The 25852-nt window shown below is 68.9% G+C and carries 25 protein-coding genes and 1 pseudogene; 15 read left to right on the plus strand and 11 right to left on the minus strand.

Annotation, left to right across the window (positions count from 1 at the left end; translation table 11 throughout):
- Nucleotides 1–314: 314 nt before the first annotated feature.
- The 4 genes from AB0958_RS32610 to AB0958_RS32625 all read right to left on the minus strand — a co-directional run bounded on the left by AB0958_RS32610 (nt 315) and on the right by AB0958_RS32625 (nt 2180).
- A complete protein-coding gene (locus AB0958_RS32610) occupies nt 315–458 on the minus strand; it encodes a hypothetical protein (RefSeq protein ID WP_366894078.1) in 144 nt (47 codons plus the stop codon).
- Nucleotides 459–820: 362 nt separating this feature from the next.
- Complete coding sequence (locus AB0958_RS32615) at nt 821–1258, minus strand: hypothetical protein (protein ID WP_366894079.1); 438 nt, start codon at nt 1256–1258, stop codon at nt 821–823.
- A 329-nt stretch (nt 1259–1587) separates the two neighbouring features.
- Complete coding sequence (locus AB0958_RS32620; RefSeq protein WP_366894080.1) at nt 1588–1800, minus strand: hypothetical protein; 213 nt, start codon at nt 1798–1800, stop codon at nt 1588–1590.
- Between the two features lie 17 nt (nt 1801–1817).
- Nucleotides 1818–2180 (minus strand): hypothetical protein, encoded by a 363-nt coding sequence (locus AB0958_RS32625; protein ID WP_366894081.1) that lies wholly within the window; start codon nt 2178–2180, stop codon nt 1818–1820.
- Between the two features lie 182 nt (nt 2181–2362).
- Here AB0958_RS32625 and AB0958_RS32630 point away from each other — a divergent pair, with 182 nt between their 5' ends.
- The 12 genes from AB0958_RS32630 (at nt 2363) to AB0958_RS32685 (ending at nt 13432) form a co-directional block, all read left to right on the plus strand.
- Nucleotides 2363–2770, plus strand: a complete 408-nt coding sequence (locus AB0958_RS32630; RefSeq protein WP_366894082.1) for a hypothetical protein — start codon at nt 2363–2365, stop codon at nt 2768–2770.
- Nucleotides 2742–3266, plus strand: coding sequence for a DUF6879 family protein (locus tag AB0958_RS32635; RefSeq protein WP_366894083.1), 525 nt, complete (start codon nt 2742–2744; stop codon nt 3264–3266). The genes AB0958_RS32630 and AB0958_RS32635 overlap by 29 nt, the downstream gene beginning before the upstream one ends.
- A 7-nt stretch (nt 3267–3273) precedes the next feature.
- Nucleotides 3274–4128 carry a helix-turn-helix transcriptional regulator gene (locus tag AB0958_RS32640; RefSeq protein WP_366894084.1) on the plus strand — a complete coding sequence of 285 codons (855 nt, stop codon included), beginning with the start codon at nt 3274–3276 and terminating at the stop codon, nt 4126–4128.
- A gap of 11 nt (nt 4129–4139) precedes the next feature.
- Nucleotides 4140–4325: a DUF397 domain-containing protein gene (locus AB0958_RS32645; RefSeq protein WP_366894085.1), complete on the plus strand. Its 186-nt coding sequence runs from the start codon at nt 4140–4142 to the stop codon at nt 4323–4325.
- 620 nt (nt 4326–4945) lie between these two features.
- Nucleotides 4946–7654 carry an AAA family ATPase gene (locus AB0958_RS32650; protein WP_366894086.1) on the plus strand — a complete coding sequence of 903 codons (2709 nt, stop codon included), beginning with the start codon at nt 4946–4948 and terminating at the stop codon, nt 7652–7654.
- 58 nt (nt 7655–7712) lie between these two features.
- Nucleotides 7713–8168 carry an SRPBCC family protein gene (locus AB0958_RS32655; RefSeq protein WP_366894087.1) on the plus strand — a complete coding sequence of 152 codons (456 nt, stop codon included), beginning with the start codon at nt 7713–7715 and terminating at the stop codon, nt 8166–8168.
- 17 nt (nt 8169–8185) lie between these two features.
- Nucleotides 8186–9631 (plus strand): MFS transporter, encoded by a 1446-nt coding sequence (locus AB0958_RS32660; RefSeq protein ID WP_366894088.1) that lies wholly within the window; start codon nt 8186–8188, stop codon nt 9629–9631.
- Complete coding sequence (locus AB0958_RS32665; protein ID WP_360236497.1) at nt 9580–10020, plus strand: SRPBCC family protein; 441 nt, start codon at nt 9580–9582, stop codon at nt 10018–10020. Before AB0958_RS32660 ends, AB0958_RS32665 begins: the two co-directional genes overlap by 52 nt.
- 52 nt (nt 10021–10072) lie before the next feature.
- Nucleotides 10073–11452: a carotenoid oxygenase family protein gene (locus AB0958_RS32670; protein ID WP_366894089.1), complete on the plus strand. Its 1380-nt coding sequence runs from the start codon at nt 10073–10075 to the stop codon at nt 11450–11452.
- Between the two features lie 34 nt (nt 11453–11486).
- A complete protein-coding gene (locus AB0958_RS32675; RefSeq protein ID WP_366894090.1) occupies nt 11487–12074 on the plus strand; it encodes an SRPBCC family protein in 588 nt (195 codons plus the stop codon).
- 81 nt (nt 12075–12155) lie between these two features.
- Nucleotides 12156–12716: a hypothetical protein gene (locus AB0958_RS32680; protein WP_366894091.1), complete on the plus strand. Its 561-nt coding sequence runs from the start codon at nt 12156–12158 to the stop codon at nt 12714–12716.
- On the plus strand, nt 12713–13432 hold the full coding sequence (locus AB0958_RS32685; protein ID WP_366894092.1) for a multicopper oxidase domain-containing protein: 720 nt from the start codon (nt 12713–12715) through the stop codon (nt 13430–13432). The genes AB0958_RS32680 and AB0958_RS32685 overlap by 4 nt, the downstream gene beginning before the upstream one ends.
- A gap of 26 nt (nt 13433–13458) precedes the next feature.
- Here AB0958_RS32685 and AB0958_RS32690 read toward each other — a convergent pair.
- The 6 genes and pseudogenes from AB0958_RS32690 to AB0958_RS32715 all read right to left on the minus strand — a co-directional run.
- Nucleotides 13459–13572 (minus strand): annotated as a pseudogene (locus tag AB0958_RS32690) (integrase); the annotation flags it as partial.
- 33 nt (nt 13573–13605) lie between these two features.
- On the minus strand, nt 13606–14265 hold the full coding sequence (locus AB0958_RS32695) for a DUF5825 family protein (RefSeq protein ID WP_366894093.1): 660 nt from the start codon (nt 14263–14265) through the stop codon (nt 13606–13608).
- Nucleotides 14266–14292: 27 nt separating this feature from the next.
- Nucleotides 14293–16257 (minus strand): RiPP maturation radical SAM C-methyltransferase, encoded by a 1965-nt coding sequence (locus AB0958_RS32700; protein ID WP_366894094.1) that lies wholly within the window; start codon nt 16255–16257, stop codon nt 14293–14295.
- Between the two features lie 82 nt (nt 16258–16339).
- Entirely contained in the window at nt 16340–16462 is a 123-nt protein-coding gene (locus tag AB0958_RS32705) for a hypothetical protein (protein ID WP_358981307.1), read from the minus strand.
- A 67-nt stretch (nt 16463–16529) separates the two neighbouring features.
- Entirely contained in the window at nt 16530–18425 is a 1896-nt protein-coding gene (locus tag AB0958_RS32710; protein ID WP_366894095.1) for an alpha/beta fold hydrolase, read from the minus strand.
- A complete protein-coding gene (locus tag AB0958_RS32715; protein ID WP_366894096.1) occupies nt 18422–19669 on the minus strand; it encodes an MFS transporter in 1248 nt (415 codons plus the stop codon). The genes AB0958_RS32710 and AB0958_RS32715 overlap by 4 nt, the downstream gene beginning before the upstream one ends.
- A gap of 1163 nt (nt 19670–20832) precedes the next feature.
- Between AB0958_RS32715 and AB0958_RS32720 the strand changes: the two genes are divergently transcribed.
- Entirely contained in the window at nt 20833–21546 is a 714-nt protein-coding gene (locus tag AB0958_RS32720; protein WP_366894097.1) for an MBL fold metallo-hydrolase, read from the plus strand.
- Between the two features lie 47 nt (nt 21547–21593).
- A complete protein-coding gene (locus tag AB0958_RS32725; protein WP_366894098.1) occupies nt 21594–22241 on the plus strand; it encodes a TetR/AcrR family transcriptional regulator in 648 nt (215 codons plus the stop codon).
- A 205-nt stretch (nt 22242–22446) separates the two neighbouring features.
- Here the strand turns inward: AB0958_RS32725 and AB0958_RS32730 are convergent, their stop codons facing one another.
- Entirely contained in the window at nt 22447–24618 is a 2172-nt protein-coding gene (locus tag AB0958_RS32730; protein WP_366894099.1) for a PIG-L family deacetylase, read from the minus strand.
- A 357-nt stretch (nt 24619–24975) separates the two neighbouring features.
- Between AB0958_RS32730 and AB0958_RS32735 the strand changes: the two genes are divergently transcribed.
- The gene (locus tag AB0958_RS32735) at nt 24976–25686 is read left to right on the plus strand and encodes a response regulator transcription factor (RefSeq protein WP_366894100.1); all 711 of its coding nucleotides are present in this window, start codon (nt 24976–24978) and stop codon (nt 25684–25686) included.
- Nucleotides 25687–25852 lie beyond the last annotated feature (166 nt).

The following is a 25852-nucleotide window of genomic DNA, read 5'->3' on the forward strand; positions in this document are numbered from 1 at the left end:
TGGACCCTCGACAAGTCCTATCGTTCCAGGTCAGGAGCACTTCTCGCGTTTGTGATCAAGCCTCGGACAGATCACCTCACGAAAGCCCGAGGCTAATGCACCCCTTCAGAGGGGGCTGATGCCCGGAGGGCTGCTCACCGGGTTTTGTGCTGGGTGCCTTGCGGCCTGGCCGGTGGCGGACTGCCCGGCGGATCAGGTCCCGGCGTGGTCGCCGGAATGTCTACCCTCATGAGTGCGTTCCCTTCATCTGATGGTGGTGGGGAGCCAGGCGCCTCGGCCACTTGACCTTTGCGAGAGCGAGAGTGGTCGGGGCGTCATCCCGCGTACTGCGGGTAGTAGGTGAACTTCGGGGCGATCTGCTCGGCGGTGAGGTCCGGCACCGTGAGGTTGCAGGTGACCAAACCGTCCTGGTTGCACCAGGGGGCGCCGAGTTCCACGAGTCGACCACCAGGCTCCATCTCCCAATCGGAGTGGGAGAGCTTCACGACGACGTCACTGCCGCAGATGAACGCGCGGTTTGCCTGGGTGATGATCCACCGGGCGTGTGCCGCTTCTCCTTCTCCCGCCCGACAGCACCTCTCTGCCACTCGCCAGAGCAGGCGCCACTCGATTCCGGGGGGCAAGGGACCGACGTAGGCAACCTGTTGGTCATCTACAAGAGTGCTCGCGTAGCCGAAGACGGGTCCGAACATGGAGAAGGCCGTGAAGCGGCCCCGACCCTTTGTTCCTTCGGCAGTTGCCATGAAAGCTCCCTTTTTGTACCTGGAGTCCCGGATCGTGAGGGCCGGACACTAGCGGCTGGCACTGACAGCGGCCGGCCTCAGCAGCACGGCCCGTCCCCGCAGCAGGTCGGCTCGTTGCAGTCGGCCTTGGTGCCCCACAGGGACTCGTCCACGGCATAGCCGTGAGCGCGGATCTTGGTCACGACGTCGACCATCGTGGCCCGGTCCCGGTAGCGGCTCTTCGGGGCGTGGTGGATGAACCGGCCGTACTGCTCACCGCAGAAGGCGGCGTAGTCCTCGGTGTGGAGCACGAAGGTGTGCCAGCCGGGGTCAACGACCTGGGAGGGGGACATGCCCTCACCGGTCTTGCCCATGACGTCGATGAACGCCAGGGCCTCGTTCATGATGCGGTCGGCCATCGACTGCTCGTGTCCGTACTCCTCGGCGCAGAAGTCCACCAGGCGCGCGAACAGCTCGGGCGCCACCAGGTACCTGCCCTGGAGCAGGGAGACGGGCCTTTCGGGTGCCACAGTCATTCGGAAGTCCTCTCTTCCTCTGATCTGATGCGCACTTGCTGACCCACCCCCGACTCCGACTTGTGACGTCCAAGGGCCGGGGGTGGGGTCCTGGACCCCGTCCATCCACCACGGGGGAAGCAGACGGACGGGGAGCTAGCAGGCCGGCCGTGCGTCGAGCTGCCGGTTGTAGGCGTCGACATACCGGCGCGACCAGTCACAGCAGCTTCGGCACGCGAAGCCGGGGGCGGTTCCCCCATTCACCGTGATGGGGCCTATGAAAGTCACCTCTTGGTCAGACCTCCGGCACAGCCAGCAGAGCCCCCGTGACCACCTCTTTTGGATGGTCACTACTCGACCTTCCGCACGAGGGCGTAGTCCTTGTAAATGCGCTCGAAGCGTTCGTGTCCCGTCTGCTTGGTGTGCACGGCCATCCAGTCGGTAGGAGCCTGTTCGCTCCCAAGCACCAGGGATTCGGCTCCGCAGTCCTCTTCGTCTCCGGAGACACAGCGGCCCTTCCAGGTCCGCTCTCCCGCCGGGTCCAGGACGACCCTGTAGTCCACGTGCCTGAATGTCGCTCTCACTCTGTCTCACCCTCGTTCTTGGTCACGTAGACCTTCAGCAGGGCGAAGGTGATGGTCGCTGTCTCGCGCATGTAGACGAAGGCGTCGTAAGCCGACGTGGACGGCGTGGGGCGGCTGGACAGGTCCAGGTGCCTGTACGCCCGGCGGAAGAGCACCATCACCTCGTCGTCCTGGTCCGCGCCGAGGTCTACGGCCAACAGTTCTTCCAGGTGCCCGATGCACTCCGTCGTCCTGGCGTCGATGTCCGCTCGGGTCGACCGGGAGAGGTCCATGAGCTGAATCACGGTGATGGTGTCCCTGAACCAGTCAACTTCGAGGTGTTCTCTGGTCGTCTCAGGCTCTCGGATCACGCTGGCCACCACGATTTTCCCCTCGGTGCTGCCTCAGCAGGTTGGGTCCGAAGACGAACGTAGAGGGGCTGGCGTCCAAGTCCCAAGGAGATTGCGTCAGTTTGCAGCAAGCCGAGTGACGGGCTCGAACGACCTCGCGACCATCGTCATGTCGCGCAATCCGGCGCAAGGAAGCGGACGGGAGAGCAATCATGCGGTTACGGTTCCTTGGGAAGAACTCCACCCCGGGAGACAGCCCCACCCTGTACGCCAGCGACCAGGACACCTACGTCATCCAAGGCTGGAAGGTGTATGCGAACGAACTCCTCATGCAGCTCGACGTGCCGGAAGGACAGACCGTCATCGAGGTGCCGACCGAGCTGTTCGAGCACCTGACCAAGGACGGACTCCCCACAGGCGAGATCAAGAAGTACAACGACCCGATCAAGATCGTCACGGAACAGGGGACCTGCGTCCTTCAAGGCCCGGAAATGCACGACGCTGAAGCCCTGAGCCAGATGCGCATGCCCGACTATGAGACCTGCATCGAGGTCCCCAAGTCCTCGATCACGGCCCTCCTGGAGGAAGACAGTGGACCTGATCAGCCCCGCGCAGCGTGACGAGCTGTTCAACCAGTTCGAGCGCGATGCCTTCCATCTGGAGCTGCGAGACGACTACGGGTCTCCCATCGAGGACACGCCGTACGCCCGATGGAAGCGTGGCGAACCCGACGACTACTCGTGGCTCGACGACTGGACGACGTTGATGAAGCGCGTCACGGGTGAGGGCAAGACAGTCCGTCGCGTTCGCGTGGTCACAGAGCCCCACAGCCAGTACGTCACTTGGGAGCACTCGCTCACCCACCTCAACATCGAGATGGGCGAGGACATCCGATGGCTTCCGAGGCACCGGCTGCCGGAAGGGGTTGCCTTCCCCCTGGGAGGGAACGACTGGTGGCTGTACGACGACCGCCTTCTTGCCGTGGGGCACTTCGATCCTGAAGGCCGAGTTCTCGGGTCAGAGATCGTGGAAGACCCTGACACCGTGGCCGAGTGCATCCGTCTGCGAGACCTGCTCTTGGCCATCGCCATCCCTCACGCCGAGTACAAGCCCTGACCCATCAGTGAGCAACCAAGCACAAGAAGCACGAGAGGCGTTGGGTGCCCGGCTTCGCGGGTTCCGCAAGGATGCGGGCTTCGTGAGCGGCCGGGCATTCGCGCTGGCCACGGGATGGCAGGAGTCCAAGGTCTCCCGGATCGAGAACGGGAAGCAGAACGCCAGCGAGGACGACATCCGCGTCTGGTGCACGACGACCAACAGATCCGAGCAGATCGAAGACCTGATTGCCACGGTCCGGCACATTGACGAGCTGTGGCTTGAGTGGCGCCGGCAGTTGGCGACTGGGGCGGAGAAGAGTCAGCAGGCTGCAATACCGGTCTACTCAAGAACCAAGGTATTTCGGATCTGGCATCCGACGCTCGTATGGGGGACGCTCCAAACGTCCGAGTACGCCGCAGAGACCTTCAAGCAGGTCGTCGACTATTACGAGATTCCCGACGACGCCGAAGCCGCCACGGCTAAGCGGCTTGAGCGTCAGCAGTACCTATACCGAGGCGATCGAATCTTTAACGTCTTGCTCGGCGAGCAGGCGCTGTACAGCAACTTTGGGGGGAAAGAGGTGATGAAGGGGCAACTCGACCGCCTGTTGTCGGTCATGGGGCTGGCCAGGCTGAGCCTGGGCATCGTCCCCAGGTCGGCGCCCCTCCGCATCTGGCCAGGTAACTCATTCTCGATGTTCGATGACAAGCTCGTACTAGTTGAGACCTTCTCAGCAGAGTTTTCCGTAACTCAGTCCCGAGAAATCGAGCTGTACGCTAAAGCGTTCGCCCTCTTGAAACAGTCGGCGGTATACGGAACCGCTGTACGAGACCTAATTTTCGCTGCAATCCATCACTACGACAGGATGCCGACCGATTAGGAGGCGGGACCTTGGCGACGAACCCGAATTGGCGCACGAGTTCCTACACGAAATCCGACAGCTGTGTCGAAGTCGCAGACAATGACCTCTCTCGTGTCATGGTGCGAGACACCAAGTACCGGGAATTTGGTCACCTGAGTCTCAATCCGGCTTCCTGGAGCCGATTCATCGAGGCTACGAAGCAGGTCTCTCAGTAGCACTGCACCATCACCTGTGGGATCCGGCCCCAGAGCAGTCCCTCTGAGCGAGGGCGTACAGCCCTTCGACGAAGGATGTCGGTGTCAGGCTGCCCTGAGAGCCCGGTTCGACACGCGACCAACGCATGACCAACAGCGGCCAGGAACGGGCAGAAACAGCAGGTGAGGATGACCAACCCGCACAGTCTCGAAGGAGGTTCACAGGGTGCGTATCCGCAGGTCAGCTAACTAATTTGCTGGTGCCCGAATGGAGAGTTCAAGTCCCCCCTCGGACACTCGCTGTAGCGGTAAGCGGATGCAGGCGCTGCGGCATGCGGGCGCGCTGCTGATGTCGTAGAGGTGCTCCTCCTTGCGCTGCTTGTTTTAGATCTCGTAGCTCCAACCGAGTGACCTCTTCGTCCCGAAGCAACTTGGCTGAGGGCGCTGCCTCGGGCTGGTGGGGCTCTCACCTGCACCGATTGCCCGCTGACGCTCGCGTTCGTCCGCCGTTGGTCGTCGGCGCTGTCGCGCAGTCAGACACTCACCGCTCAACGGTCGATCGCTTCTTACCAGATCTTCGAGTCGCCAGCTGTATGAAACTGGCCATATCCGTGCCGGAGCGGGCGTGACATGATCCCGATGTGGGGTTGCTGCCTGTTTCGAAACATATCCTGCCTGATAGGTGGGATGTCATAGCCGATCTGATCGCTGCGGCCAGGTCCGGTCGTGGTGGTGCAGTGGTGGTCCGGGGTGAGGCGGGCATAGGCAAGACCACTCTGCTGCGGCATGCCCTGGCCGGGCAGGACGGGGTGCGGGTGCTGTGGGTGAACGGGGCCGAGTTCGAGGCCGACTTCGCCTACGCAGGGGTGCATCGGCTCACCCGGCCGTTGCATGACCGGCTCGGTCGGCTTCCTGCTCGGCAGGGGGAGGACCTGGCTGTGGCGTTCGGGCTGGGAGAGGGCAGCGCGCCCAGCCAGTTTGCGGTGGCGCTCGCTCTGCTGGGGTTGCTGTCGGAGGCGGCGAGTCAGGGGCCCGTGGCCTGTGTGGTGGATGACGCGCAGTGGCTGGATCGGGCGTCGGCGCAGGTCTTGGCGTTCGCGGCGCGCAGGATCGACGCGGAGCCGATTGCGATCGTGTTCGGGCTGCGGGATCCGCACGGCGTCGACGAACTCGACGGCTTGCCGGAGCTGGCGCTGTCGGGGTTGTCCGATCAGGCGGCGCGGGATCTGCTGGCGTCCAGGGTTCCGGTGCCGCTGGACGACCAGGTGCGCGAACGGATTCTCGCCGAGGCGCGCGGCAATCCTCTCGCGCTACTGGAGCTGCCCCGCAGGCTCGGTCCCGCCGGGCTCGCGGGTGGCTTCGGGCTGCCCACTCCGGCGTCACCGGCGAACCGGATCGAGCAGAGCTACCGGGAACGGGTCTCCCAGCTGTCACCCGGGGCCAGGATGTTGCTGCTGATCGCGGCCGCCGAGCCGCTCGGCGATCCGGGTCTGCTGTGGCGGGCCGCGGATCTGCTCGGTGTGGGATCGCAGGCCGGCCCCGAGGCCGAGGAAGAGGGGCTGATCGAGTTGGGAGGGCGCTGCCGGTTCCGGCATCCACTGGTGCGGTCGGCCGTGTACGCCGCCGCGTCCATAGCCGACCGGCGGCTCGTCCACGGAGCGCTCGCCGAAGTCACCGATCCCGGGACCGATCCCGACCGGCGCTCCTGGCACCGGTCGCAGGCCGCGCCCCGTCCCGATGAAGACGTCGCGGCCGACCTGCTGCGCAGTGCGGAGCGGGCACGGCGGCGGGGCGGTGCCGCCGCCGAGGCCGCGTTCCTCGAACAGGCCGCGTCGCTCACTCCCGATCCGCGACTCCGGGTCAGGCGCAGCCTCGCCGCGGCCCGGGCGGCGCTGGAGGCCGGTGCCTTCGAGACCGCGGTCACCCTGGTCGAAGCGGCCGAGAACGGCCCCATCGATGACGCCGGGCGGGTCCAGGCCGAACTCGCCCGCGGGCAGGCGGCGTTCTTCGGCAACGACGCTGCCGACGCCGTCAGCCATCTCATCCGGGCCGCCGAGCTCGACCCCGGCCGTGCCCGGCTGTACCTGCTGGACGCCCTCCAGGCCGGGCTCGTCGTCGGCCGGTCCTCGCCCGCTGAGCGGACCGCTCTTCAGGCGGCCCGGCGGGCGCCCGCGGCACAGGGAGAACGTTCCGGTGCCGACGAGCTGCTGGACGCGCTGGTCGCCTACCTTGACGGTGACCTCACGGCAGTCCCCGTACTGTCCCGCCTGCTGTCGGACGTGGCCGATCCCCTGTGGACACGGCGCCTGTCGCTGGCAGCGCTGCTCGCCGTCGAACTGTGGGACTTCGCCCTGGAGGAACGACTCGCCGCCCACGCCGTCGCGGCGGCCCGGACCAGCGGAGCGTTGGTGATCCTCCCCGTCGGGCTCTGGATGCAGGCCATGGCCGCCGCGCAACGCGGTGATCTGATCAGCGCCTCCGCTTTGCTCAGCGAGGCCGACGGCATAGCCAAGGTGACCGGAGTCCCGGTCCATTGGTACGGCCACCTCCAGACCGCGGCCCTGCGCGGACGGACCGCTGAAGCCAAGCCGCTGATCGACCGGGTGCTGGCCGAGTCGCGTGCCCGCCGGAAGGGCTGGCTGACGGCGACCGCCCACAGCGCCGCGGCGTTCTATGCCAACGGCGTCGCCGACCACCACGCGGCGCTTGAGTGGGCAAGGCTGGCGCTCGCCGACGGCGACCTGTCGACGACCAGCTTGGCGTTGCCCGAACTGGTCGAGGCGGCGGTGCGATGCGGTCAGGACGCCGTCGCACGCGAGGCGTTCGCCCGGCTGGACGAGCACGCGCGGGTCGCGGGCACCGACTGGGCGCTGGGCGTGCGCGCGGCCCTCGGCGCTCTGCTGTCGCACGAGCCGGAAGCCCTCCACGCCGAGGCCGTGGCCAGGCTGGCGGCCAGCGGTATGCGGGCCTGGTATGGCCGGGCCCTGCTGCATCAGGGAGTGTGGCTGCGCCGCAGCGGCCGCCGTCGCGAGGCGCTGGACGCCCTGCGCGCGGCCCACGACCTGTTCACCACGATGGGTGCGGAGGGATTCGCCGAACGGGCCCGCGCGGAGCTGGCCGCCGCAGGGGAGCAGGCCAAGGCGGCCACGACTGGGGTGTTGGAGGCGCTCACCGGCCAGGAGCTCAACATAGCCCGGCTCGTCGCGACCGGCGCCACCTCCCGCGAGGTCGCCGATCGGCTCTTCCTCAGCCCCCGGACGATCGACGCCCACCTGCGCAACATCTTCAAGAAGCTCGACATCACCTCGCGTCGGCAGCTCGCCGAGATCTTCGCCCAGCAATCTAGGTGATGGTCTAGGCGACTTTCGCCGAAGAGGGACCGGGTCTCGCCACAGGAGACTCGGTCGCATGAACAACCCCCCTGCCGGCATCGACCGGGCCGCCCCCGTCGTCGTCCGCCATGAACTGTCGATCAAAGCCCCCGCCGCCGTGGTGTGGGAGTTACTGACCGACGTATCGTCCTGGCCGTCCTGGCAGCCCGACATCGTCTCTGCCCACGCCCCGCATCCCCTGACGCCGGGCGCGACGTTCCACTGGCGCACCGCGGGACTCGACATCGCCTCCACCGTCTACGCGGTCGAGGCACCCCGCCGCATTCTCTGGGGCGGCCCGGCCCAGGGCATCACAGCCGTTCACCAGTGGACGCTCACCTCGTCCGGTTCCGCCGCGACCCTCGTCGCGACCGAGGAATCGTGGGACGGCGCACCGGTGCGGGCCGACGCCGCCAACATCCGGCAGGCGCTCGGCGAGTCCCTCGTCCAGTGGCTCGGCCACCTGAAGTCCGCTGCGGAGAGACCGCGATGACCTCTGTGGAGTTCGCCATGCGCAAGCGATCCCGCGGCACCGCCCTCACCGTGCTGGCCGCCGCGCAGTTCACCGTCATGCTCGCGACCTCGATCGTGAACGTGGCGTTGCCCCAGATCCGCGCCGGCGTCGGCCTGTCGGACGGCGGCACCACCTGGGTGGTCAACGCATACGGCCTGGCGTTCGGGGCCCTGCTGCTCGCCGGCGGGCGCGCCGCGGACCTGCTGGGGCGTCGCCAGGTGCTGCTCGCCGGCCTGGCGCTGTTCGGGGCGGCCTCGGCGGCAGCCGGGCTGGCGACGTCGCCCGCCGTCCTGATCTGCGCTCGCGCGGTGCAGGGGGTCGGCGCCGCGATCACCGCCCCCGCGGCCCTCGCCCTGGTGATGGATCTCTTCCCACCGGGGCCGGAACGGGGCCGCGCGCTGGGCATCTGGGGCGCGGTGTCCGGCGCGGGAGGCGCGGCGGGGGTCGTCCTGGGCGGCGTGCTCAACCAGGCGTGGGGCTGGCCGTGGATCTTCTACGTGGTCGCTCTCGGAACCTTCCTGGTCCTGGTTGCCTGCGCCGTGTTCGTCCCACGCGTCGCGGCCGGGGAAGCGGCTCCGTTCGATCTTCCCGGCACCGCCACGATCGGCCTCGCGTTGACCGGTCTGGTGTGGGGGCTCACCACCGCCCGCAGCGACGGGTGGACCGACGGCCGTGTACTCGGTGCCTTCTCGCTCGCGGCCGTCTTGGGCGCGGCGTTCGTCCTGATCGAGCGCCGCAGCCGCCACCCGCTGGTACCGCCGAGACTGTTCGCCGGCGGCCGGGTGGCCGCCGGGAACGTGCTGATGGGCCTGTTCGGCTCGGTGTGGATTGCGCTGTTCTTCTTCCTGCCGCTCTACCAGCAGCAGGTCCTCGGTGCCGACCCGTTGGTCACCGGTCTCGGGCAGCTCCCTCTCGCCGCCGCGAACATGCTCGGTGCGACCCTCGCACCGCGGATCGCCCGCCGGATCGGCGCCACGGCCACGGCGATCGCAGCGCTGCTCACCGAGGCCGCCGGAATGCTGTGGCTGTCGCGCATCAGCGCGGACGGCAGCTTCGTCACCGATGTCCTGGGCCCGAGCGTCCTGGTCGGCCTCGGCCTGAGCGTCGCGTTCGTCCAGCTGACCGCCATGTCGATCGAGGGCGTGGCCAAGGCCGACTCCGGGCTCGCCGGGGGACTGGTGAACACCACACGCCAGGTCGGCGGCGCGATCGGCCTCGCGGTGCTGGCCACCGTCGCCGGGTCCGTCACCTCCGCCGCCCACCGGCCGCACCTCGAAGCGCTGACCGACGGATATCGCACCGCGTTCGTCGTCTCCGCCGCGGTGCTGGCCGCAACCGCCCTCCTCGCCACTGTCATGAACCGTCTGAACACGAAAGCAAGGAAAACCTCATGTTCACCATCGACGAATCCGCTCCCGTCATCGTCCGGCTCTCGACCGTGATCGATGCCCCGCTGGAGCGGATCTGGGCCCTGCACACCGACATCGACGCCTGGGCCGACTGGAACGCGGATGTGGACGAGGCCGAGCTTGATGGTCCGCTGCTGCCCGGCACGTCCTTCCGCTGGAAGACGCACGGGCTGGACATCACCTCCACCGTCCGGGAGATCGTTCCGGGCGAGCGCCTGGTCTGGGGTGGCCCCGCGAACGGTATCGAAGGGGTCCATGTGTGGACCTTCGAGCAGACGGGCGACCAGGTCATCGTGCGTACCGAGGAGTCCTGGAGCGGCGCCCCTGTCGAGGCCGCCGTCAATGAACTGGGTCAGGCCCTGAACGCCTCCCTGACCGCGTGGCTCGCGGCCCTCAAGTCCCGCGCCGAGCAGACCGCCTGACCGTCACCACCGAGAACCGCCTGACCGTCACCACCGAGAAATGAGTGCACGTATGTCCACGAAGCCTTATCTGACCGGCCACTACACTCCGGCCGTCGATGAGATCACCGCTACCGAACTGACCGTCGAGGGCGCCCTGCCGCCGGAGCTGACGGGCCGGCTGATCCGTAACAGCCACAACCCCAAGCCGGGTGTCACCCCCGCTCACTGGTTCAAGGGCAGTGGCATGGTCCATGGCGTGCGGCTGCGTGCGGGCCGCGCCGAGTGGTACCGCAATCGCTGGGTGCGCACTCCGGCTCTGGACGGCGCTCCCTACATGACCGAGCACGGCCCGGACCTGACGGCCAGCACTGCGGGCACCCACGTCATCGAGCATGCCGGACGTCTCCTTGCCCTGTGCGAGGCGAACTTCCCGTTCGAGCTGACGCCAGAGCTGGACACCGTCGGCGTCTACGACTTCGACGGCAAGCTGCGCAGCGCGATGACCGCGCACCCCAAGACCGATCCGGTCACGGGTGAGCTGCACTTCTTCGGCTCGTCGCCGTTCCCGCCGTACCTGATGTACTACGTGGCCGACGCCAAGGGCCAGGTCACGCACAGCTTCGAGGTGCCCGGGGCCTCTGCCTCCCTCAAGCACGATTTCGCCGTCACCCGCAACTACGTGGTCTTCGTCGAGGGCACGGTCACTTTCGACCCGAAGGAGCACTCCGGCATTCCCTACGGCTGGAACGACGCGCAGCCGGCGCGGATCGGCGTGATGCCCCGCGGCCCGAAGGGTGCCGGGCAGATCCGCTGGTTCGCGATCGAGCCGGGCAACATGCTGCACGCCGGCAATGCCTACGAGGACGCCCAGGGCCGCATCGTGCTGGAGGGCCCGACCGTGGACCGGGAGGGTTTCCAGCTCTCGTGGAACTGGTGGGTCGGTGCCCCCGGCCGCGGGACCGAGCCCAACACACGTTCCTACAACCGCCGTTGGGTGATCGACCTGGCCGCCGGCAGCGTCGGCGAGGAGATCATCGATGATCTCGCTGTCGAGTTCCCCACGCTCAACGAGGATTTCCTGGGCGCTGAGAACCGCTACCAGTACGCGGTCTCCTTCCCTGACCAGGAGGGCTACGGCGGTTACGGCATCGTCAAGTACGACCGCACGACCGGCGCCCGCCACATCCACCAGGTCGGTGACGCCCGCCTGCCCAGCGAGGCCGTGTTCGTGCCCGCCGCCGACGCCACCGGCGAGGACGACGGCTATCTGCTCACCGTCCTCTCCGATCTCAAGCAGGACGCCTCCCAGCTCCTGGTCCTGGACGCCTCAGGCCTCGACCGGATCGCCACCGTCCACCTCCCGCGCCGTGTCACCGGCGGCATCCACGGCTCGTGGATCCCCGACACCGACACCGACACGGACACGGACACGGACACGGACAACAGCTGAACCGAACCGTCTGCTCCCTGAAAGGCCGACCATCATGCGTTCCCTGACCGTGGCGAAGTTCGCCGCCGCCACCACCACCGCGCTCCTCCTCGCCCCTTCCGGTACCGCCTACGCCTTCACCGACGACCGGCCCGCCGCCCCCGCCCCGGCCTCGGTCACCCACGCCGGCGACGTCCGTATCGACGAGAGCGCGCCGGTCATCACCCGCGAGAACATCCTCATCCACGCCCCCCTGCACACCATCTGGAAGATCCAGACCGACGTCGAGAACTGGCCCGCCTGGCAGCCCAACGTCGTCTCGGTCGTCAAGGACACCCCCGGACGCCTGCGCCCCGGCTCCGTCTTCCGCTGGAGCACCGAGGGACTGGACATCACCTCCACCGTCAAGCAGGTCAAGCCCGGCAAGCGCCTGGCCTGGGGCGGCCCCGCCCGGGGCATCACCGCCGTCCACGTGTGGACCTTCACCCCCACCAGGGACGGCGTCCTCGTCCACACCGAGGAGTCCTGGACCGGCGCACCCGTCACAGCCAACCAGGCCCCCCTCCAGGCCGCCCTCGACAACTCCCTGCACAACTGGGTCAACAACCTCAAGCACCAGGCCGAGACCCAGACCCCCAAGTAGCCCAGGCCTCTCGACGCAGCCTCCTGATCCACCCCGCCGGGGACCACCCGCGGTCCCCGGCCTCCTGAAGGAATCCACGCCATGTCTTTCGAAGACGTGCTCCTCGCGGCGCACCTCCTCGCGGTGCTCACCATGCTGGTCAGCCTGATCACCGACTGGTTCGGCGTCCACATGCTGCGCGACGCCACCACCGCGCCCCAGGCCCGCGAAGGGCTCAGGGCCCTGACGGCATCGGCCGCCTTCGGTGTGTGGGGGCGGCTGGGCGCTCTCGCCGCCGGACTGTGGCTGGCCGTCGACGCCTGGAACTGGCAGGGCTGGATCATCGCCGGGATCACCGGCTGGACCATGCTCGTCCTGCTGGGCGAGCCGCTGACCGGCAAGGACCTGCGGGGCATGGTCAAGGCCGCCCGGCAGGCCGAGGACGACCTGCCCGCCGAACTCGCCGCCAGACTTCACGACCCGCGCCTGTGGACGTCGGTCGCCACCCGCACCGGGGTCATGGCCGCCGTCGTGGCCTGTATGACCGGTAAGCCCGGTCTGGTTGCCGGGCTCGGCCTGCTGCTCGCCGGATACCTCATGGGCCTGGTCGCGGCTCGGCTGACGGCGACCCGCAAGCCGCCGCACGCGGAGGCGGTCCGATGATGCTGCTCCTCGCCCTGCGGGTCACCGTGATCGTCCACGCGGTGTCCATGTTCCTCCAGCCCGTCCTCGCAGGCATGTTCATGTCCGGCCGGGACGACATGATCGACAGCCACGCCACCAACGCCGCCCTCCTGACCAGCATCACGCTGTTCCTGACCGTCCTTGCCGCAGTGGCCCGCCGCAGGCGTCTCGTCGGGCCGCGGGCGGTGCCCATCCTGCTCGGGCTCTTCGTCCTGGAGATCGCCCAGCTCACCGCCGGCACCCAGCACCTCATGCGGTTCCATGTGGCCCGCAAGGCGTCTGACGACTCGGCCGTCCCCGCGCGCCTTTCCGACCTGCCGAAGCTCACCCCGAGCGGCGCCCACCGCCGCCTCGTCTTCTCCCGCAACGGCTCCCGCTGGCGGATCAACGGCCGCCCCTTCGACCCCGACACGCCGCTGCTGAGGCCGCGATTCGGTGATACCGAACGCTGGAGCATACTCAGCGTCGAACGCCACCCCTTCCACCTGCGCGGCGCCTTCTTCCAGGTCCTCGGCCGCGGCGCCGCCGGCCCCGGCCGCTACGACGTCGGCTGGAAGGACACCGTCGAACTCTCCCCAGGCACCGAAGTCCACCTGGCTGTCCGCTTCGACACCTACCGGGGCCGCTACCTCGCCCACTGCCACAACCTCGAACACGAGGACATGGCCATGATGGCCACCCTCCAGATCGCCTGAACCGGAAGAAGAGCAGACGTGTTGCCGTGGCGCAGGTGGCGCTCGTTCCAGACGAGAGTGCGGTCCAGGAGTTCGTGGCGGCAGGTCTGGACCCAGCGTTCCATGATGGCATTCATGCGCGGCATACGGACGCCGGTGATCCCGGCAGCCTTGTCGGCCGTGGGAGCCGATGTTCACACGGCCATGCCTTCCTGGAGCCAGCGGGAGACCCGGTAGGGCAGCCACCAGACCAGATCACCGACTCGCAGGACGAGGTGTTCGGCCGTGAACTCCTCCAGTACGTCGGCGGGTACGTCGATGTGGTGAACCCCGGGGTCGAGAAGGCCGATGGCGTCCTGGTAGCGGGGTTCGTCGGCGGTGAAGCGGCGCAGGTCTCCCCAGCGACGGTCGCGGATCTGGACGAAGCCCGGACCTTGGCGCCAGACGAGCTTGCACAGGTAGTGGCGGGTTCGCCAGGCGTGCAGGGCCTCCTGGGCGTCCGCGAGACCGGTGATCGTGCGTGGCGGGTGCAGATGGGACAGCACCTTCCACTGGTGTGCGGAACGCTCCGGTGACAGACAAAGGTCCCAGTCGACGGAGACGGCGTGTGCGGTCAGGTCGCGGACCAGGCGCAGTCGGTCGATCGCCGGGCGGTGGGCCGCGGGATCGGCGGTGGACAGGTCGACGGTGGTGTCCAGCTCGGCATGGCGGACGCCCCCGGCAAAGAGGCGGTTGACGTGCTCGGCGTCCGGAGTCACCGGGACGGGCCCCAGGAACATGCCCGGCAGACGGCGGGCTTGCGGGTCGTGGTCGCGCCAGGCACGTATCGTCAGGTCCGATGCGGTGGCTGTCATCTGTGGTCCTTCGTCACGGTCAGGAAGTCAGGACAGGGCCGGCGTCGGCTCGGCCGGAGCGCCGGCCGGGGAGGCGGCGGGCAGGCCGGCCTCGGGGCGGGCGTGGACGTGGCGCATGTAATCCAGACGTAGCAGGTCCTGGTTCACGGCGGCGGGGGCGATGTGGACGTACTGGCCCGCGTCGGTGAACACCACGCCGAGGGTGACCCACTTCTCCAGAAGAGCCTCGAGGTCCTGCGGTGTCCGCTCCGCGTACCCTGCGGAAGCGGCGGCCCCCGCCGTCTTGCGGTGCAGCGCGGCAGCGGTGTGGGGTTGGTCCAGGAGCCGGAAGACCGCGGTCTCGAACGGATCGGTGAGCTCCATGGTCCGCCAGTCGAACGAGTGCCGCCTGCTGACCAGCACGATGCGGTCACCGAGGTCGGTGTGGGTGAGGCGGGCGTCGGCATGGTGCTTCTGCCAGGCGGCGAGGCCGTCGTTGAGGCGGCCCACCGTCGGCTCCGTGATACCGCGTTGCGGGGCCTGGAAGACGTAGGCCAGGTCGTGCAGTTCCGCCTCGGGCAGGTCGTACGTGAACAGGTAGTGCTGCTCGGGCCGCAGCCCGGTGAAGCCCAGTTCGGGCCGATTGAAGTACGGGCTGAAGCGTTCGATGGCGATCCGGGCGGACAGGTCGACCGGCGGGTCGAGGTGTTCCAGCGCGGGGAGTTGGCGGATGACGGGGTCGTAGTCGTCCGCCGTCTCACCGGGGAAGCCGTGCAGGTAGTTCCATGACACCGCGAGCCCGGTCTCCGCCGCGTCGCGGAGCATGCGCACGTTCTGGCAGCCGCTGACTCCCTTGTCCATGAGGTCGAGGACCCGGCTGTTGAGGCTTTCGATGCCGGGCTGGACGTAGATGAGCCCCGCGTCCGCCAGGACCTGTAGTTGCGGGCGCCGCATGTTGGCCTTGATCTCGATGTGCATGCGCAGGTCGTATCCGCTGTCGATGATGCGGGGCAGGACCGTGGAGAGATAGCGCATGTCCAGGATGTTGTCCACCACGTACATGTCCAGCACCCGATGGCGCTCCGCCAGGTCCATGATTTCCTGGTAGAAGGTGTCGGGGCTCTTACTGCGGAACTCCATGAACGAACCGTTCAGACCGCAGAAGGTGCAGTGGTGCTTCTCCCCCCACCAGCAGCCGCGCGCGCCTTCGACGACCAGTTTCGGCTCCACCCACTTGTGTGCGACACAGGCGGCGAGACGCTCGAAGTAGCCGCTGTAGTCGGGGGGCAGGATGGCGGCGGGCGGCAACGGCCCGGTCGCCATCGGGTTGGCCATGTGCGCGGCGTCCGGTGTGCGGTGGCACAGCCCGGGGATCGCTGCCGCAGCGGCCCGGTCGCCGCCCTGCAACGCGGTCAGCAGCCGGGGGAAGGCGGCTTCGCCCTCGCCGCGGACCACGTAGTCGACGAAGGGGAAGTTGCGGTGGACGGCGGCCCCCTGTTCGCCATCGCAGTTGGCGCCGCCCATGACGGTCACGACGTGGGGGGCGAGGCGTTTGATCTGCCGTGCGGCGGCCAGTGCCGCGGCGTTCTGCTGGAAGGTGGACGTGAAGCCGACGACGTCGGGCCGGAGCTCCACGACCCGACGGGCCACGTCCGCGACGAACTCGGGGACGACGCGGTGCAGTTCCCGGGTCATGCGCATCCGTGACCGGCGCAGCTTGTCCGTCATCACGGCGACGAACTCCGAGTCCTTCCATTCCGGGTCGTCGTAGAGGGCGGAGGAGAAAACCCAGTCACCGCAGCCGAGGAAGTAGGAGGACAGCGCGTAGTAGTCGTAGTCCTCGGCGGTGAACTCCGTGCGGCTGGTGATCCAGTCGGTGAACTCCAGGTTGGCGTGCACAACCTCACATGTCGCATCCGGGACGTGTTCGTCGACGCTTCGTTTGAGGATGCCGAGGGCCAGTGAGGGCAGATCGATCGGTGACCAGGGCATGTTGACGAGAAGAACGCGCACGGTGGCTCCTTGCGCACGAGCGGGCGGCGGGTGTCGGGGAGGGAGCCCGGCCGGCCCCCGGGGGGACCGGCCGGGCCATGGGTCACTCCTCGTCGCTGCCGCCGTCGGCGTTGCGGATCGGGATGGTGATGGTGATGCCGACCTTGGGCTTGCGGTTCTCCTCGTCGTCTTCGAGCGGATCGTTGTGGATGATGTCCTTCTGCATGGTTGTCCTCCTTCTCGGGTTCTCTCGAGTGGGTGGTGCCGTGCACGACCCGGTCCCGCTGTGTGCGTCAGCGGGACCGGGGTCCTCCCGGACGAGCCGGGGGACGTGAGGGGCCGGCGGGCGCCGGGGCGCCCAGGTGGGTGCGCAGGAAGGTCAGGGCGCGGCGCAGGACGGCGACGTGTGTCGCGCCGTCGTAACCGTCGTGTCCGGTGTCGAGCCACAGCTGCTCGTGTTCGACGCCCGCGGCGGTCAGGGCGGTGAGGTAGCTGCGGATCTGCTCGGGCGGGCACTTGACGTCCTTGTGCGCGCCGACGACGAGCAGTGGTGCCGCCACGTAAGCCGCATAGGTCAAGGGCGAGCTGAGGGCGTAACGTTCCGGTACCTCTTCGGGGGTTCCGCCGAACCATCGGACGTCCAGGGCGCGCAGTGTGGGCGTGGTCATCCGGTGGGCGGTGACCCAGTCGGCGACGGGTTTGACCGCGATGCCTGCCTGCCACAGCTCCGGGCGGGAACCGAGGGCGAGCAGAACCAGGTACGCGCCCCAGGACACCCCCCACAGGGCGATCGCCCTGTCGTCGACGAGTCCCCGACGGACGAGATCGGCTCGTACGGCGGCCAGGTCCGCCACCTGGGTGTGGCCGACACTCCCCGCACCGGCCCCGAAGGCGCGCCGCCAGCGGGGGCCGTAGCCGGTGGAGCCGCGGTAGTTGACCCGTGCGACGGCGTAGCCGGAGGCCACCAGCGAGTGAACCATGCCGTCGTAGGCGTCCCTGTCGTGGTCGGCGGGTCCGCCGTGGACCAGGAACACGGCCGGCGGCAGAGCCGCGGAACCGGTGTCCGGACGGCCGGGCCGGCTCTCGCCGGAGGAAGAGGCAGGAGCCGAAGCGGAGTCGGTGCCGCAAGCGGAGTCGGTGCCGCAAGCGGAGTGCGGCAGACTGAGCAGCGTGTGGACGGGGCCGTCGGGTGTCGGGGTCCACAGGTCGGTGTGCCGGCCGGGTACGTGCGGCAGGGAGCCGGGCTGCGGCAGGGGGATACCGTCGGTCGCGTGGAGGACGGGCGGGTGGGCTGTGTCGGTCCACAGGTAATGCAGCCCTCCGCCGGGCCGTGGCGCGGCATCGAGCAGGCTGCCGGCGGGCGTGGGGACGATGTGGCGCGTCCGGGTACGCAGGGACACCCGGTGCAGCAGCGAGCGGCCGTGGCGGTCCTGGCGTACCAGGACCTCACGGGTGTCGGGGTACCAGCGTGCGCTGATCTCCGTGTCGAAGCCGCACCAGTGGTGTGTGATCAGGCCGGTGCGCGGGCTCCAGGTCGCCAGCTGGTAGCGGTCCTCGCTTTCGTGGACCAGCAGCAGTTCGGGCCGCCCGGGCCTCGGTGAGAAGCCGCGGCACCAGAACCTGCCCCTGGGGTCGCCGGGCCGAGGGAGAGTGGAGACGACCCGTCCCGTGGCGGTCATGACGGTGATGGCCGCGTCACCGTCGGAGACTCCCACCAGGGCCAGCAGGTCGCCTTCGGGGGTGAGGCCGCCCAGGCGGCACGGCCCGGGTGTGGTGAGGACCTCGCGCGGAGCCCGCCCGCGCCGCCCCACCAGCACGCTCGTCGTCCCATGGCGGGTGGCGACCGCCGCGGCGACGGTACCGTCGGCCGTCACCGCCAGACCGCGCGGCAGCCCGGCCGGCGCCCCCGGCAGGCCGGGCAGTCGGCAGCCTCCCTCGAACGGCTGGTACCACCAGTGCCCTCGCCCGTCCGTGTCCTCCTCGAACCACCACACGTAGGCGTCGGCGTCGATGGCGCAGTGCATCGTGCCCCCGGGCCGGTCGGTGACCTGCCGGGTCCTGCGGGCGTCCGCATCCCAGGTGAACACCTCGCAGCGGCCGCCGGCGTCCGCCGCGAGCACCATGCGACGCGGGTCGCGCGCGCACACCTCCGGGAGGGCGCTGAGGAAGACCTTGAAGGAGTCACTCACTGCTGCCTCCCGTCCAGGACGCCGCCATTTGCCGCCGCCGCACCCGAGCGGAGCACCCCGTGGGCTCTTGCCTGGGTGTACACGGCCAGGGCGACGAAGAGCACGGTGCACAGCATCGCGGGCGTCCGGGTGTTCCAGGTGGTGACCAGGACCGCTGCCACGGCCGGGGCACCGGCGGCGGCCAGCGCGGACACCGAGTCGATCACGCTCGCAGCCCGCGACTGCACGGCCGGCGGTGTGCAGGCCACGGCGGCACTGGACAGTACGACAGTGATCAGCGGCACCAGCAAGGACAGCCCGGCGAACGCCACCCCCCAGCTCCACACGCTGTCGGCCCACAGCAGGGAGCCGCACGGCACGGGCAGCAGCCAGGCGACCGAGGTCAGCACGCGTGCCGGACCGAGCCGTCGCACCACCGGGGCCGCCACCAGGGAACCCAGCAACCCGGCCGCCCCGGATGCCGTGAGGACCAGACCGGTCCTGGCGCTGTGCCCACCTCCACCCAACTGGAACAGCGCGGTGTAGAACAGCAGCGTCAGCGTGCCGCCGGCCGTCGACGTCCACACCACGGCCAGGCGCAGCACCGGGGAGCCGGCAACCGTGGCCAGCCCGGCTTTCGCGGCGCCGGGCCATGCACGCCACGCCCCGCGCCGCCGTGGACGAGGGCCGGCCTCCGGTGCGCCCGGGGCGGGGGCGGGCAGGTCGAGGGGGGTACGAACGGCCCGTATGCCCAGAGTTGCTGCCGCGTAGGAGAGGGCGTCGGCCAAGAAGGGCAACGGACGGGCGAGTTGGAACAGGGCCCCGCCCAGCGCCGGACCGAGGATGAGCGAGACTTGATCGCCCACCTGCATTCCGGCGGCCGCGCGGGGCAGTTCGTCAACAGTGGCCAGGTGGACCAGGGCTCCGCGCGACGCGGCCTCGTAGACTATGGAGCACAGCCGCTCCAGCAGAGCGAGCGCGATCACCAGCCATAACGCGGGGCGGCCCAGACAGGTCAGCGCCAGCACCCCCGTGCCCAGGGCCGCGAATCCAGCAGAACCTGTCATGATGCGGCGCCGTTGTCCCTGGTCGGCCGGTACGGCGACGAGCGGGCCGAGAACCACTCCGGCGAGCGCGGCAGCGCTGGCGAACGCGCCCGCGGTGCCCGGTGAGTGGCCCAGATCCAGGAGCAACAGCGGGAAAACCAGTCCGGACGCCTGGCTGCCGAGTCCGTCGACCGCGTTGACCCACCACAGGATCCTCAAGTCACCGCGCCTCGGGGTGGGGGGAGGGGAAGGCGGCTCAACGGGCGTGCCGTTCGCCGCGGCTGCCGGTGGTCCGGCCGGGGGGTGGTCCGTGTATTCCCCGCGGGACTGCCGGATGGCGGGGCCGCCCTTGTCCTTGGGCGGGACGGGTCCCTCGGGGGGTTGCCGAATCGGAGACACGTCGACGTTCCCCACCCCCCGTACGCCCGGAATGCGGCGCCCGGCCGCCCCTTGTGTCGAATATGTGCGTGAAGCGTGAAAGTGAGCGGGAGCCTAGCCACCGCGGAACACCTGCGACAAGAGCCGGACACCGCGCAGTAGCTGGCCCGTACCCCGGGCATATGGCCGACAGCCGACTGTTCACAAAGGGCGGAACCGTGCACACACATCAGGCACCTCGGCCGGCGGAGCAGCGCGTGGGCAGGAAACGAGCTGCTTCACACCCGCACACCGACGGCGCGGTGCACCAGATGTTCCATAACGCCCGGCAAAGGGTGTCCACGACACAGGACCATGCCTTGTGCGCCGCTTCCCGTGCCGTGATCACGGGTGCGGAACTCGGCCGGGGCAGTCGTTGCGCAACCGAACGCAGGTGACGGCAACCGCGGTGACGGACGCGCTGCGAAGGCCGCCGTCACGCGAGACGCGCCGCACCCCGCTTTCCCGATGCGCCGGAGGCGGCTGCACGCATTGGCCGACAACTCACCCCATCCACCGGCAAAGAGCAAGCAAGCAACCGACGTCCGCTGAAGTCGGCGGATGCCGTCGCATCTGCCCGTACGAGGCGCCGGCCCGGCTCGCCCAGCCCGGCATCGGGCAGTGTGCCGTAGACGAGGCTGGGCCGGCTGATGCCGAAGCGGCTGAGAGCGGGGATCCGGTCGGTGACGATCGCGCGCTGTGCCGCGGCGGCGGTTCACCCGTCGCCCCTTGCGGGGTGCGGCGGCTGATACAGGTCAGGGGCCTGATTTCGAGTTGAGGCGGCGGATACCGGAGAGGGCGATGGGTCAGCGATTCGGACCGTCGGTGCGATGGCATGCGTCAGTGCGGTATTGCCAAGCCAAGAACACCCCACTAACCTCACGCCTGTGAGGTTACGGCCGTGAGGTTGCTGAGGCGCGCGGTCACGCAGGTGCATCCAGCCGGTTTGTCCGAGGGAGACCGAAATGAAGATCATTGATGTGCGCCCCGACCTGCGCATGGTGCTCGACGACGGGCCCGGACAGGCCTACCTACTGCGCCGCGGGTCGAACGCGGTGCTGGTCGACACGGGCATCGCCGGGCAAGGCAGAGTCATCACCGAGGCCTTGCGTGGTTGGGGCCTGGACCGGGAGTCGTTGACCCACGTGGTCCTGACGCACTGGCATCCCGACCATGCCGGGTCGGCCGCGGAACTGGCCGCCTGGCCCAACGTCCGCGTCTGGGCACACCGCAACGATGCCCCGATCATCCGCGGCAGCAGTTACAGCTCGCTTCCCGCCCTCACCCACGCCGAGGAGGAGCTCTACGCCCACATCGCCGGCACCATCCCCGACGCCGCGCCTTCTCGTGTCGACCGCGAGCTCGACGACGACGAGATCCTCGAGGAGATCGACGCCCGCGTCCTGTCGACCCCCGGCCACACCGACGGCAGCATCGCCCTGCACTTCCCGCACGAGGCCGTCCTGTTCACCGGTGACATTGCCACCGGGCAAGGGGGCCAGGTCATACTCGGGCCGTTCAACCTCGACCGGGCACAGGCCCGTGAGTCCTTCCGGCGCTTCGCCGACATCGACGTCGACACCGTCTGCTTCGGCCACGGTCAGCCGCTGCGCGGCGAGGACACTGCCTTGCTGCGCGAAGCGGCCACCGCCGACGAGGTCCCCGACCCTCTCGGCTGACCCGCGCCCAGCTCGCGCCGAACCGGCATCGGCGTAAGGTTACGGCCGTGAGTAAAGCGGCAGCCGGGAGCAGACAACGCAACCCCCGGGGTGCGGGGCAGGCCCTACGCGGCGACATCGTGTCGGCCGCCCGAGAGATCCTCATCGAGGACGGCTACGCGAGCGCGGTGAGCCTGCGTGGGGTGGCACGGCGGATCGGCATCGCGCCCCAGTCGATCTACCTGCATTTCGCAGGCCCGGACGAGATCGTGCAGGCCGTCACCGTCGAGACCTTCGCCCAGCTAGGCCGCTTCATCGCGGATGCGAAGGAAGGAATCGAGGCACCCCGGGACCGGCTCATCGCCGGCTGCCGCGCCTACATGGCCTTCGGACTTGACAACCCGAATCTGTACGGACTGCTCTTCCAGCGCAACCGGCTCCTCCGCGGAACGGAACCCCGCCCCACCCCCGCGGACGCACCGGACTCCCGCAACCCCGACGCCGGGCCGTTCGCCTACCTCATGGAAAGCCTCCGACTCTGCATCGCCGACGGATCCTCCGAGGTGACAGACGTCTTTTCCACCGCAACGCAGTTGTGGGCGGCCATGCACGGCTTTGTTCTGTTGCGCAACGGCTACCAGTTCCCCTGGCCGGACCTTGACCGAGCCGAGGTCGAGCTCATCAGCTCCATCGCGAGACTCCGCAAGCCCGACTGACAACACCGCGGTTCTCATTCTCACCGTTCCAGTGGCACGGCGGCGGTAATGGTGGCCAGGACCCCGGGGTCCGTTGCATGATCGGTCCTCCGGCCGGTTCGTCTCTTCCGCAACCGCCCCGTGCCGCAGTCTGGCGGCGCCTGACCGCCTGCGACCGATGCGCGGCTGTGTGGCCGGACACGCCTGCCCGGACCGCGTGTGCGGCCTACCGTCCGGCCGCGGCCGACCAGGGAGCAAAGGCTGAGTCGGGTCCCCTCGAATCGGTGCCGGAGGCCTGTCGGGCGGTGTAGAGGCGCGCATCGGTGCCGAGGACCGCGACCACGGCACGCCCGTTGGCGTCCCGGGCCACCGCCGGTGCCGCCGTGTGCAGCACCTTCCCCGTCTGCCAGCGCCCCGGCTCTCTGTCGGCCGTGGCGACACGCACCATGCCTTCGTCGTCGCGCCCGGCGAGCACCGTCCGCCGCCCCTGGGGACCGACAGTCGCGACGCTGACCCGACCGTAGCCGCCGATCCGCTCTGCCTTCCCGATGACCTCCCAACCGCCGCTCTGCCGCTCCCAGTTGGCGAGCAGCACCTGCGCGGTGATCGGCAACCGGTAGGCGATTTGTATGCCCCCGTCCGCCAGCGGCACCACGCTGACAGGCCCGGCGGGCCGCGGCAGGCCGACCGCCGGGACCGGCCGTGGGAGTTCCCCGGGCTTCGTGGACACCCAGTGCAGTACGGACTTGGCGTTGGGAGCGACGAGGTGGATCAGCCCGGCGGAGTCGACACAGGCGTCCAGTCCGTCCACCACCTGCGGGTACTTCCCGGGCAGGCACGCCACCCGCCGCCAGTCCGTCCACTTCCCGCCGCGGACGCTGCTGCGGTGGCTCACACCGCCGTCCCAGTTGCGTGCGAAGACGTGCACCACCCCGTCCTTGTCGGCGACCGCGGCCGGGTAGCCCATCTCCAGTGACTTGACCGGGGCGGAGTCCGGCGCGCCCAGCGACTCCCACGGGCCGAAGACGGGGACACCCTCGTCGCCGGTATCGGACTGGATCGCAGTCATCAACTCGCGACGGTGGGCACGCTTGCCGCTCGGCAGTACCGTATGGACTGCGAAGAGCTGAATCCTTCCATCGCCGTGGCGCAAGGCGAAGAGCTGCCCTTCGAACATTTTCCCGCCCAGGCCGTGGGGGCCGCCGAAGGTGCCGCTGCCCGGAGCAGTCTCCACCCAGCAGCGCGCCGTGCCGTCCAGGACCGCGAAGGCCGCCAACCGGTTGTCCTTGAGGGGGAGCAGCCAGGAGTTGGAGCCGGGGGCGCGCTGGTAGGTGGAGCGGGTCCAGTTCTTGGAGACGCCGGTGAGGGCTGTGCCGCCGAGTTTGCGGTCACCGCAGCCGGCCCTGTCACCGCAGTCCTTGCCGTCCGCCCAACCGTAGACCGACAGCAGATCGCCTTTGCGCTTGGCGGTCTTGAGGTCGATGTTGTGGGGCAGGGCGGCATTCTCGTAGCCGAGGTAGCTTTCGACGGCCACGGGACGGCTGTGTTGGCGCCCCCAGTACTGGGCCAACGCCGCCTGGGCAAAGTGGGCGGAGGCGGTGTGGTCCTCGTGGTCGTGGTAGTGAAAGCCGCGCAGCCGCAGGTCGCGGGAGTACAGCGGCGGCTTGTCAGCCCTGTGGACGGCGTTGGGGTCCAGGGTGCGTACGACTGTGGGCCGGACCCGTTCCATGATCGCGGTCAGCGAGTCGATGAGCTGGCCCCGGGTGTACTCGTAGCGCTCTCGCACGGGAGTATGGGTCGGCGGGAGCGTGGCGAGGGTGTCGGCCGCACCTAGCCACAGACCCCGCAGGGAGTTCTTCTTGGGCGCGAACAGGGAGCGGGCCTCGACCAGTTCCAGAAACACCAACTGGTTGTGCGGGGCCGCGCGCAGCGTCTGCACCTCCACCTGGAAGCCGGGAATGAGCGATACCGCGTCCACGTCCCACGGGCTTTCGGTGTCGCCCGTGGCCATGAGGGCATGGGCCCGACGCACGCCGTTCATCCGGGCCCGCACGTACTTCTGGCGGTCGTAAGGGACCATGCCGGCCATGGGGTCGTGCAAAAGGACGTTGTGGCCGTCGGACTCGCCGCCGGTCAGGCAGACGGTGACCGAGGGCGCCCCGCTGCGTATGGACTGTTCCAGGTCCGGATTCATGAAGTACAGGTTGTCGTCGGGGTGCGCGATGATGTGAAGGAACGCCTGCTTCGCCCCGGCCGCAGCGGCCTGCTTCACCACCACCGGAGCACCGAGCGTCTTCGACGCGCCGCCGTCCGTTGTCGGCCAGGTGTACAGTCCGGCACCTGCCCCCATGATGACGGCACCCGCACCGGCCGCCTTGAGCATTTGCCGCCTGTCCATATGGGTGAGCGAACGCACGGCCACTCCTCGATGGCGTCCGGCACCGCCCCACGTACGACAAACACTCACACCGGGATGAGCCACCCCACTAGATGTGCGAATCCCGAGCCTGGTTCCCCTTCTTCATCGCCATGGGCCGACTCTGCGCCTGCCGACGGCGCGGGAGGTGAAGACGTCCGCCAGGCCGGTCTCGACCGTCACCGCCGCAGGGTCCCACAGCGTCGCCGGATCGGCCGGCGAGCGGACCAGGGGCAGCACACGACTTCAGGGTCTGACACGAAGCCGCAGGTCATGGCGACCGCTCGCAGATTCCGCGAGCTACTGCGGAGGTCCCACTAGGACGTATTCCAGCCCTTCGTGACAAGGGGTGGGGTTGCGACGTTTTCGCTGGGTGGTCAACCGCTCCCGCGAGAGCATGCTGCTGCACACCAGCGTGAACAACTTCTTCTCCGTTGCGCCGTCGAAACCGTACACGTGGCCGGGTTGGCAGCAGACGGCGCCCAGGCCGTCGACCTCGCCGTGGCGCACGACGCGGACGTGGTCCTGATGGACCTGCACATGCCCGGCGCCGACGGCGTCGAGGCCACACGCCGACTCAGGACCGAAAGCCCGGCCACGGCCGTCGTAGTCCTCACCACCTACACCGACGACTACTCCGTCCTCGCCGCACTCGAGGCCGGCGCCACCGGCTACCTCACCAAAAACTCCTCCGCCGCCGACATCCGCCGCGCCATCGAGGCCGCCGTCTCCGGCCACGCCATGCTCGACCCGCTCGCCGCCGACCGCCTGATCCACGCCAGCCGCCGCAACGCCCCGGGCCACCGTGAGAAGGACGCCCGCCTCCCCGACGGCCTCACCGAACGCGAGGGCCAAGTACTCGGCTTGATCGCCCAAGGGCTGTCCAACGCCGAGATCGCCTCCAGGCTGTACCTGAGCCGCTCCACCGTGAAGACGCACATCAACCAGATCTTCACCAAGACCGGCAGCCGCGACCGCCCGCAGGCCATCGTGTACGCACACCGTCACGGTATCCACGCCGAGGACGATCCACACCAGGCAGACGGCTGATGCTCCGGGCCTTACGAGGGCCGCCGGTCCGAGGAAGGCAGTCGAACCGGGTACGGACCGCCTCGGTGATGTGACCAGCCTCGGCGGATGCGGAAACGAAGGGGAGAAACCTCTTCCACAGGGGACCGGACATCGCACCCGTCCGCGCAGTGCGTACGCCCGTTGC

The sequence above is a fragment of the Streptomyces sp. NPDC006655 genome (genome assembly GCF_040703965.1).
Taxonomy (GTDB): Bacteria; Actinomycetota; Actinomycetes; order Streptomycetales; family Streptomycetaceae; genus Streptomyces.

Bases quoted from the DNA above. Each gene is read 5' to 3' on its own strand.
- AB0958_RS32685 (WP_366894092.1), top strand. From the start codon at position 12,713: ATGATGCTGCTCCTCGCCCTGCGGGTCACCGTGATCGTCCACGCGGTG.
- AB0958_RS32610 (WP_366894078.1), bottom strand. From the start codon at position 458: ATGGAGCCTGGTGGTCGACTCGTGGAACTCGGCGCCCCCTGGTGCAAC.
- AB0958_RS32615 (WP_366894079.1), bottom strand. From the start codon at position 1,258: ATGACTGTGGCACCCGAAAGGCCCGTCTCCCTGCTCCAGGGCAGGTAC.
- AB0958_RS32705 (WP_358981307.1), bottom strand. From the start codon at position 16,462: ATGCAGAAGGACATCATCCACAACGATCCGCTCGAAGACGACGAGGAG.
- AB0958_RS32655 (WP_366894087.1), top strand. From the start codon at position 7,713: ATGAACAACCCCCCTGCCGGCATCGACCGGGCCGCCCCCGTCGTCGTC.
- AB0958_RS32680 (WP_366894091.1), top strand. From the start codon at position 12,156: ATGTCTTTCGAAGACGTGCTCCTCGCGGCGCACCTCCTCGCGGTGCTC.
- AB0958_RS32730 (WP_366894099.1), bottom strand. From the start codon at position 24,618: ATGGACAGGCGGCAAATGCTCAAGGCGGCCGGTGCGGGTGCCGTCATC.
- AB0958_RS32660 (WP_366894088.1), top strand. From the start codon at position 8,186: ATGCGCAAGCGATCCCGCGGCACCGCCCTCACCGTGCTGGCCGCCGCG.
- AB0958_RS32665 (WP_360236497.1), top strand. From the start codon at position 9,580: ATGTTCACCATCGACGAATCCGCTCCCGTCATCGTCCGGCTCTCGACC.
- AB0958_RS32675 (WP_366894090.1), top strand. From the start codon at position 11,487: ATGCGTTCCCTGACCGTGGCGAAGTTCGCCGCCGCCACCACCACCGCG.
- AB0958_RS32695 (WP_366894093.1), bottom strand. From the start codon at position 14,265: ATGACAGCCACCGCATCGGACCTGACGATACGTGCCTGGCGCGACCAC.
- AB0958_RS32670 (WP_366894089.1), top strand. From the start codon at position 10,073: ATGTCCACGAAGCCTTATCTGACCGGCCACTACACTCCGGCCGTCGAT.
- AB0958_RS32720 (WP_366894097.1), top strand. From the start codon at position 20,833: ATGAAGATCATTGATGTGCGCCCCGACCTGCGCATGGTGCTCGACGAC.
- AB0958_RS32630 (WP_366894082.1), top strand. From the start codon at position 2,363: ATGCGGTTACGGTTCCTTGGGAAGAACTCCACCCCGGGAGACAGCCCC.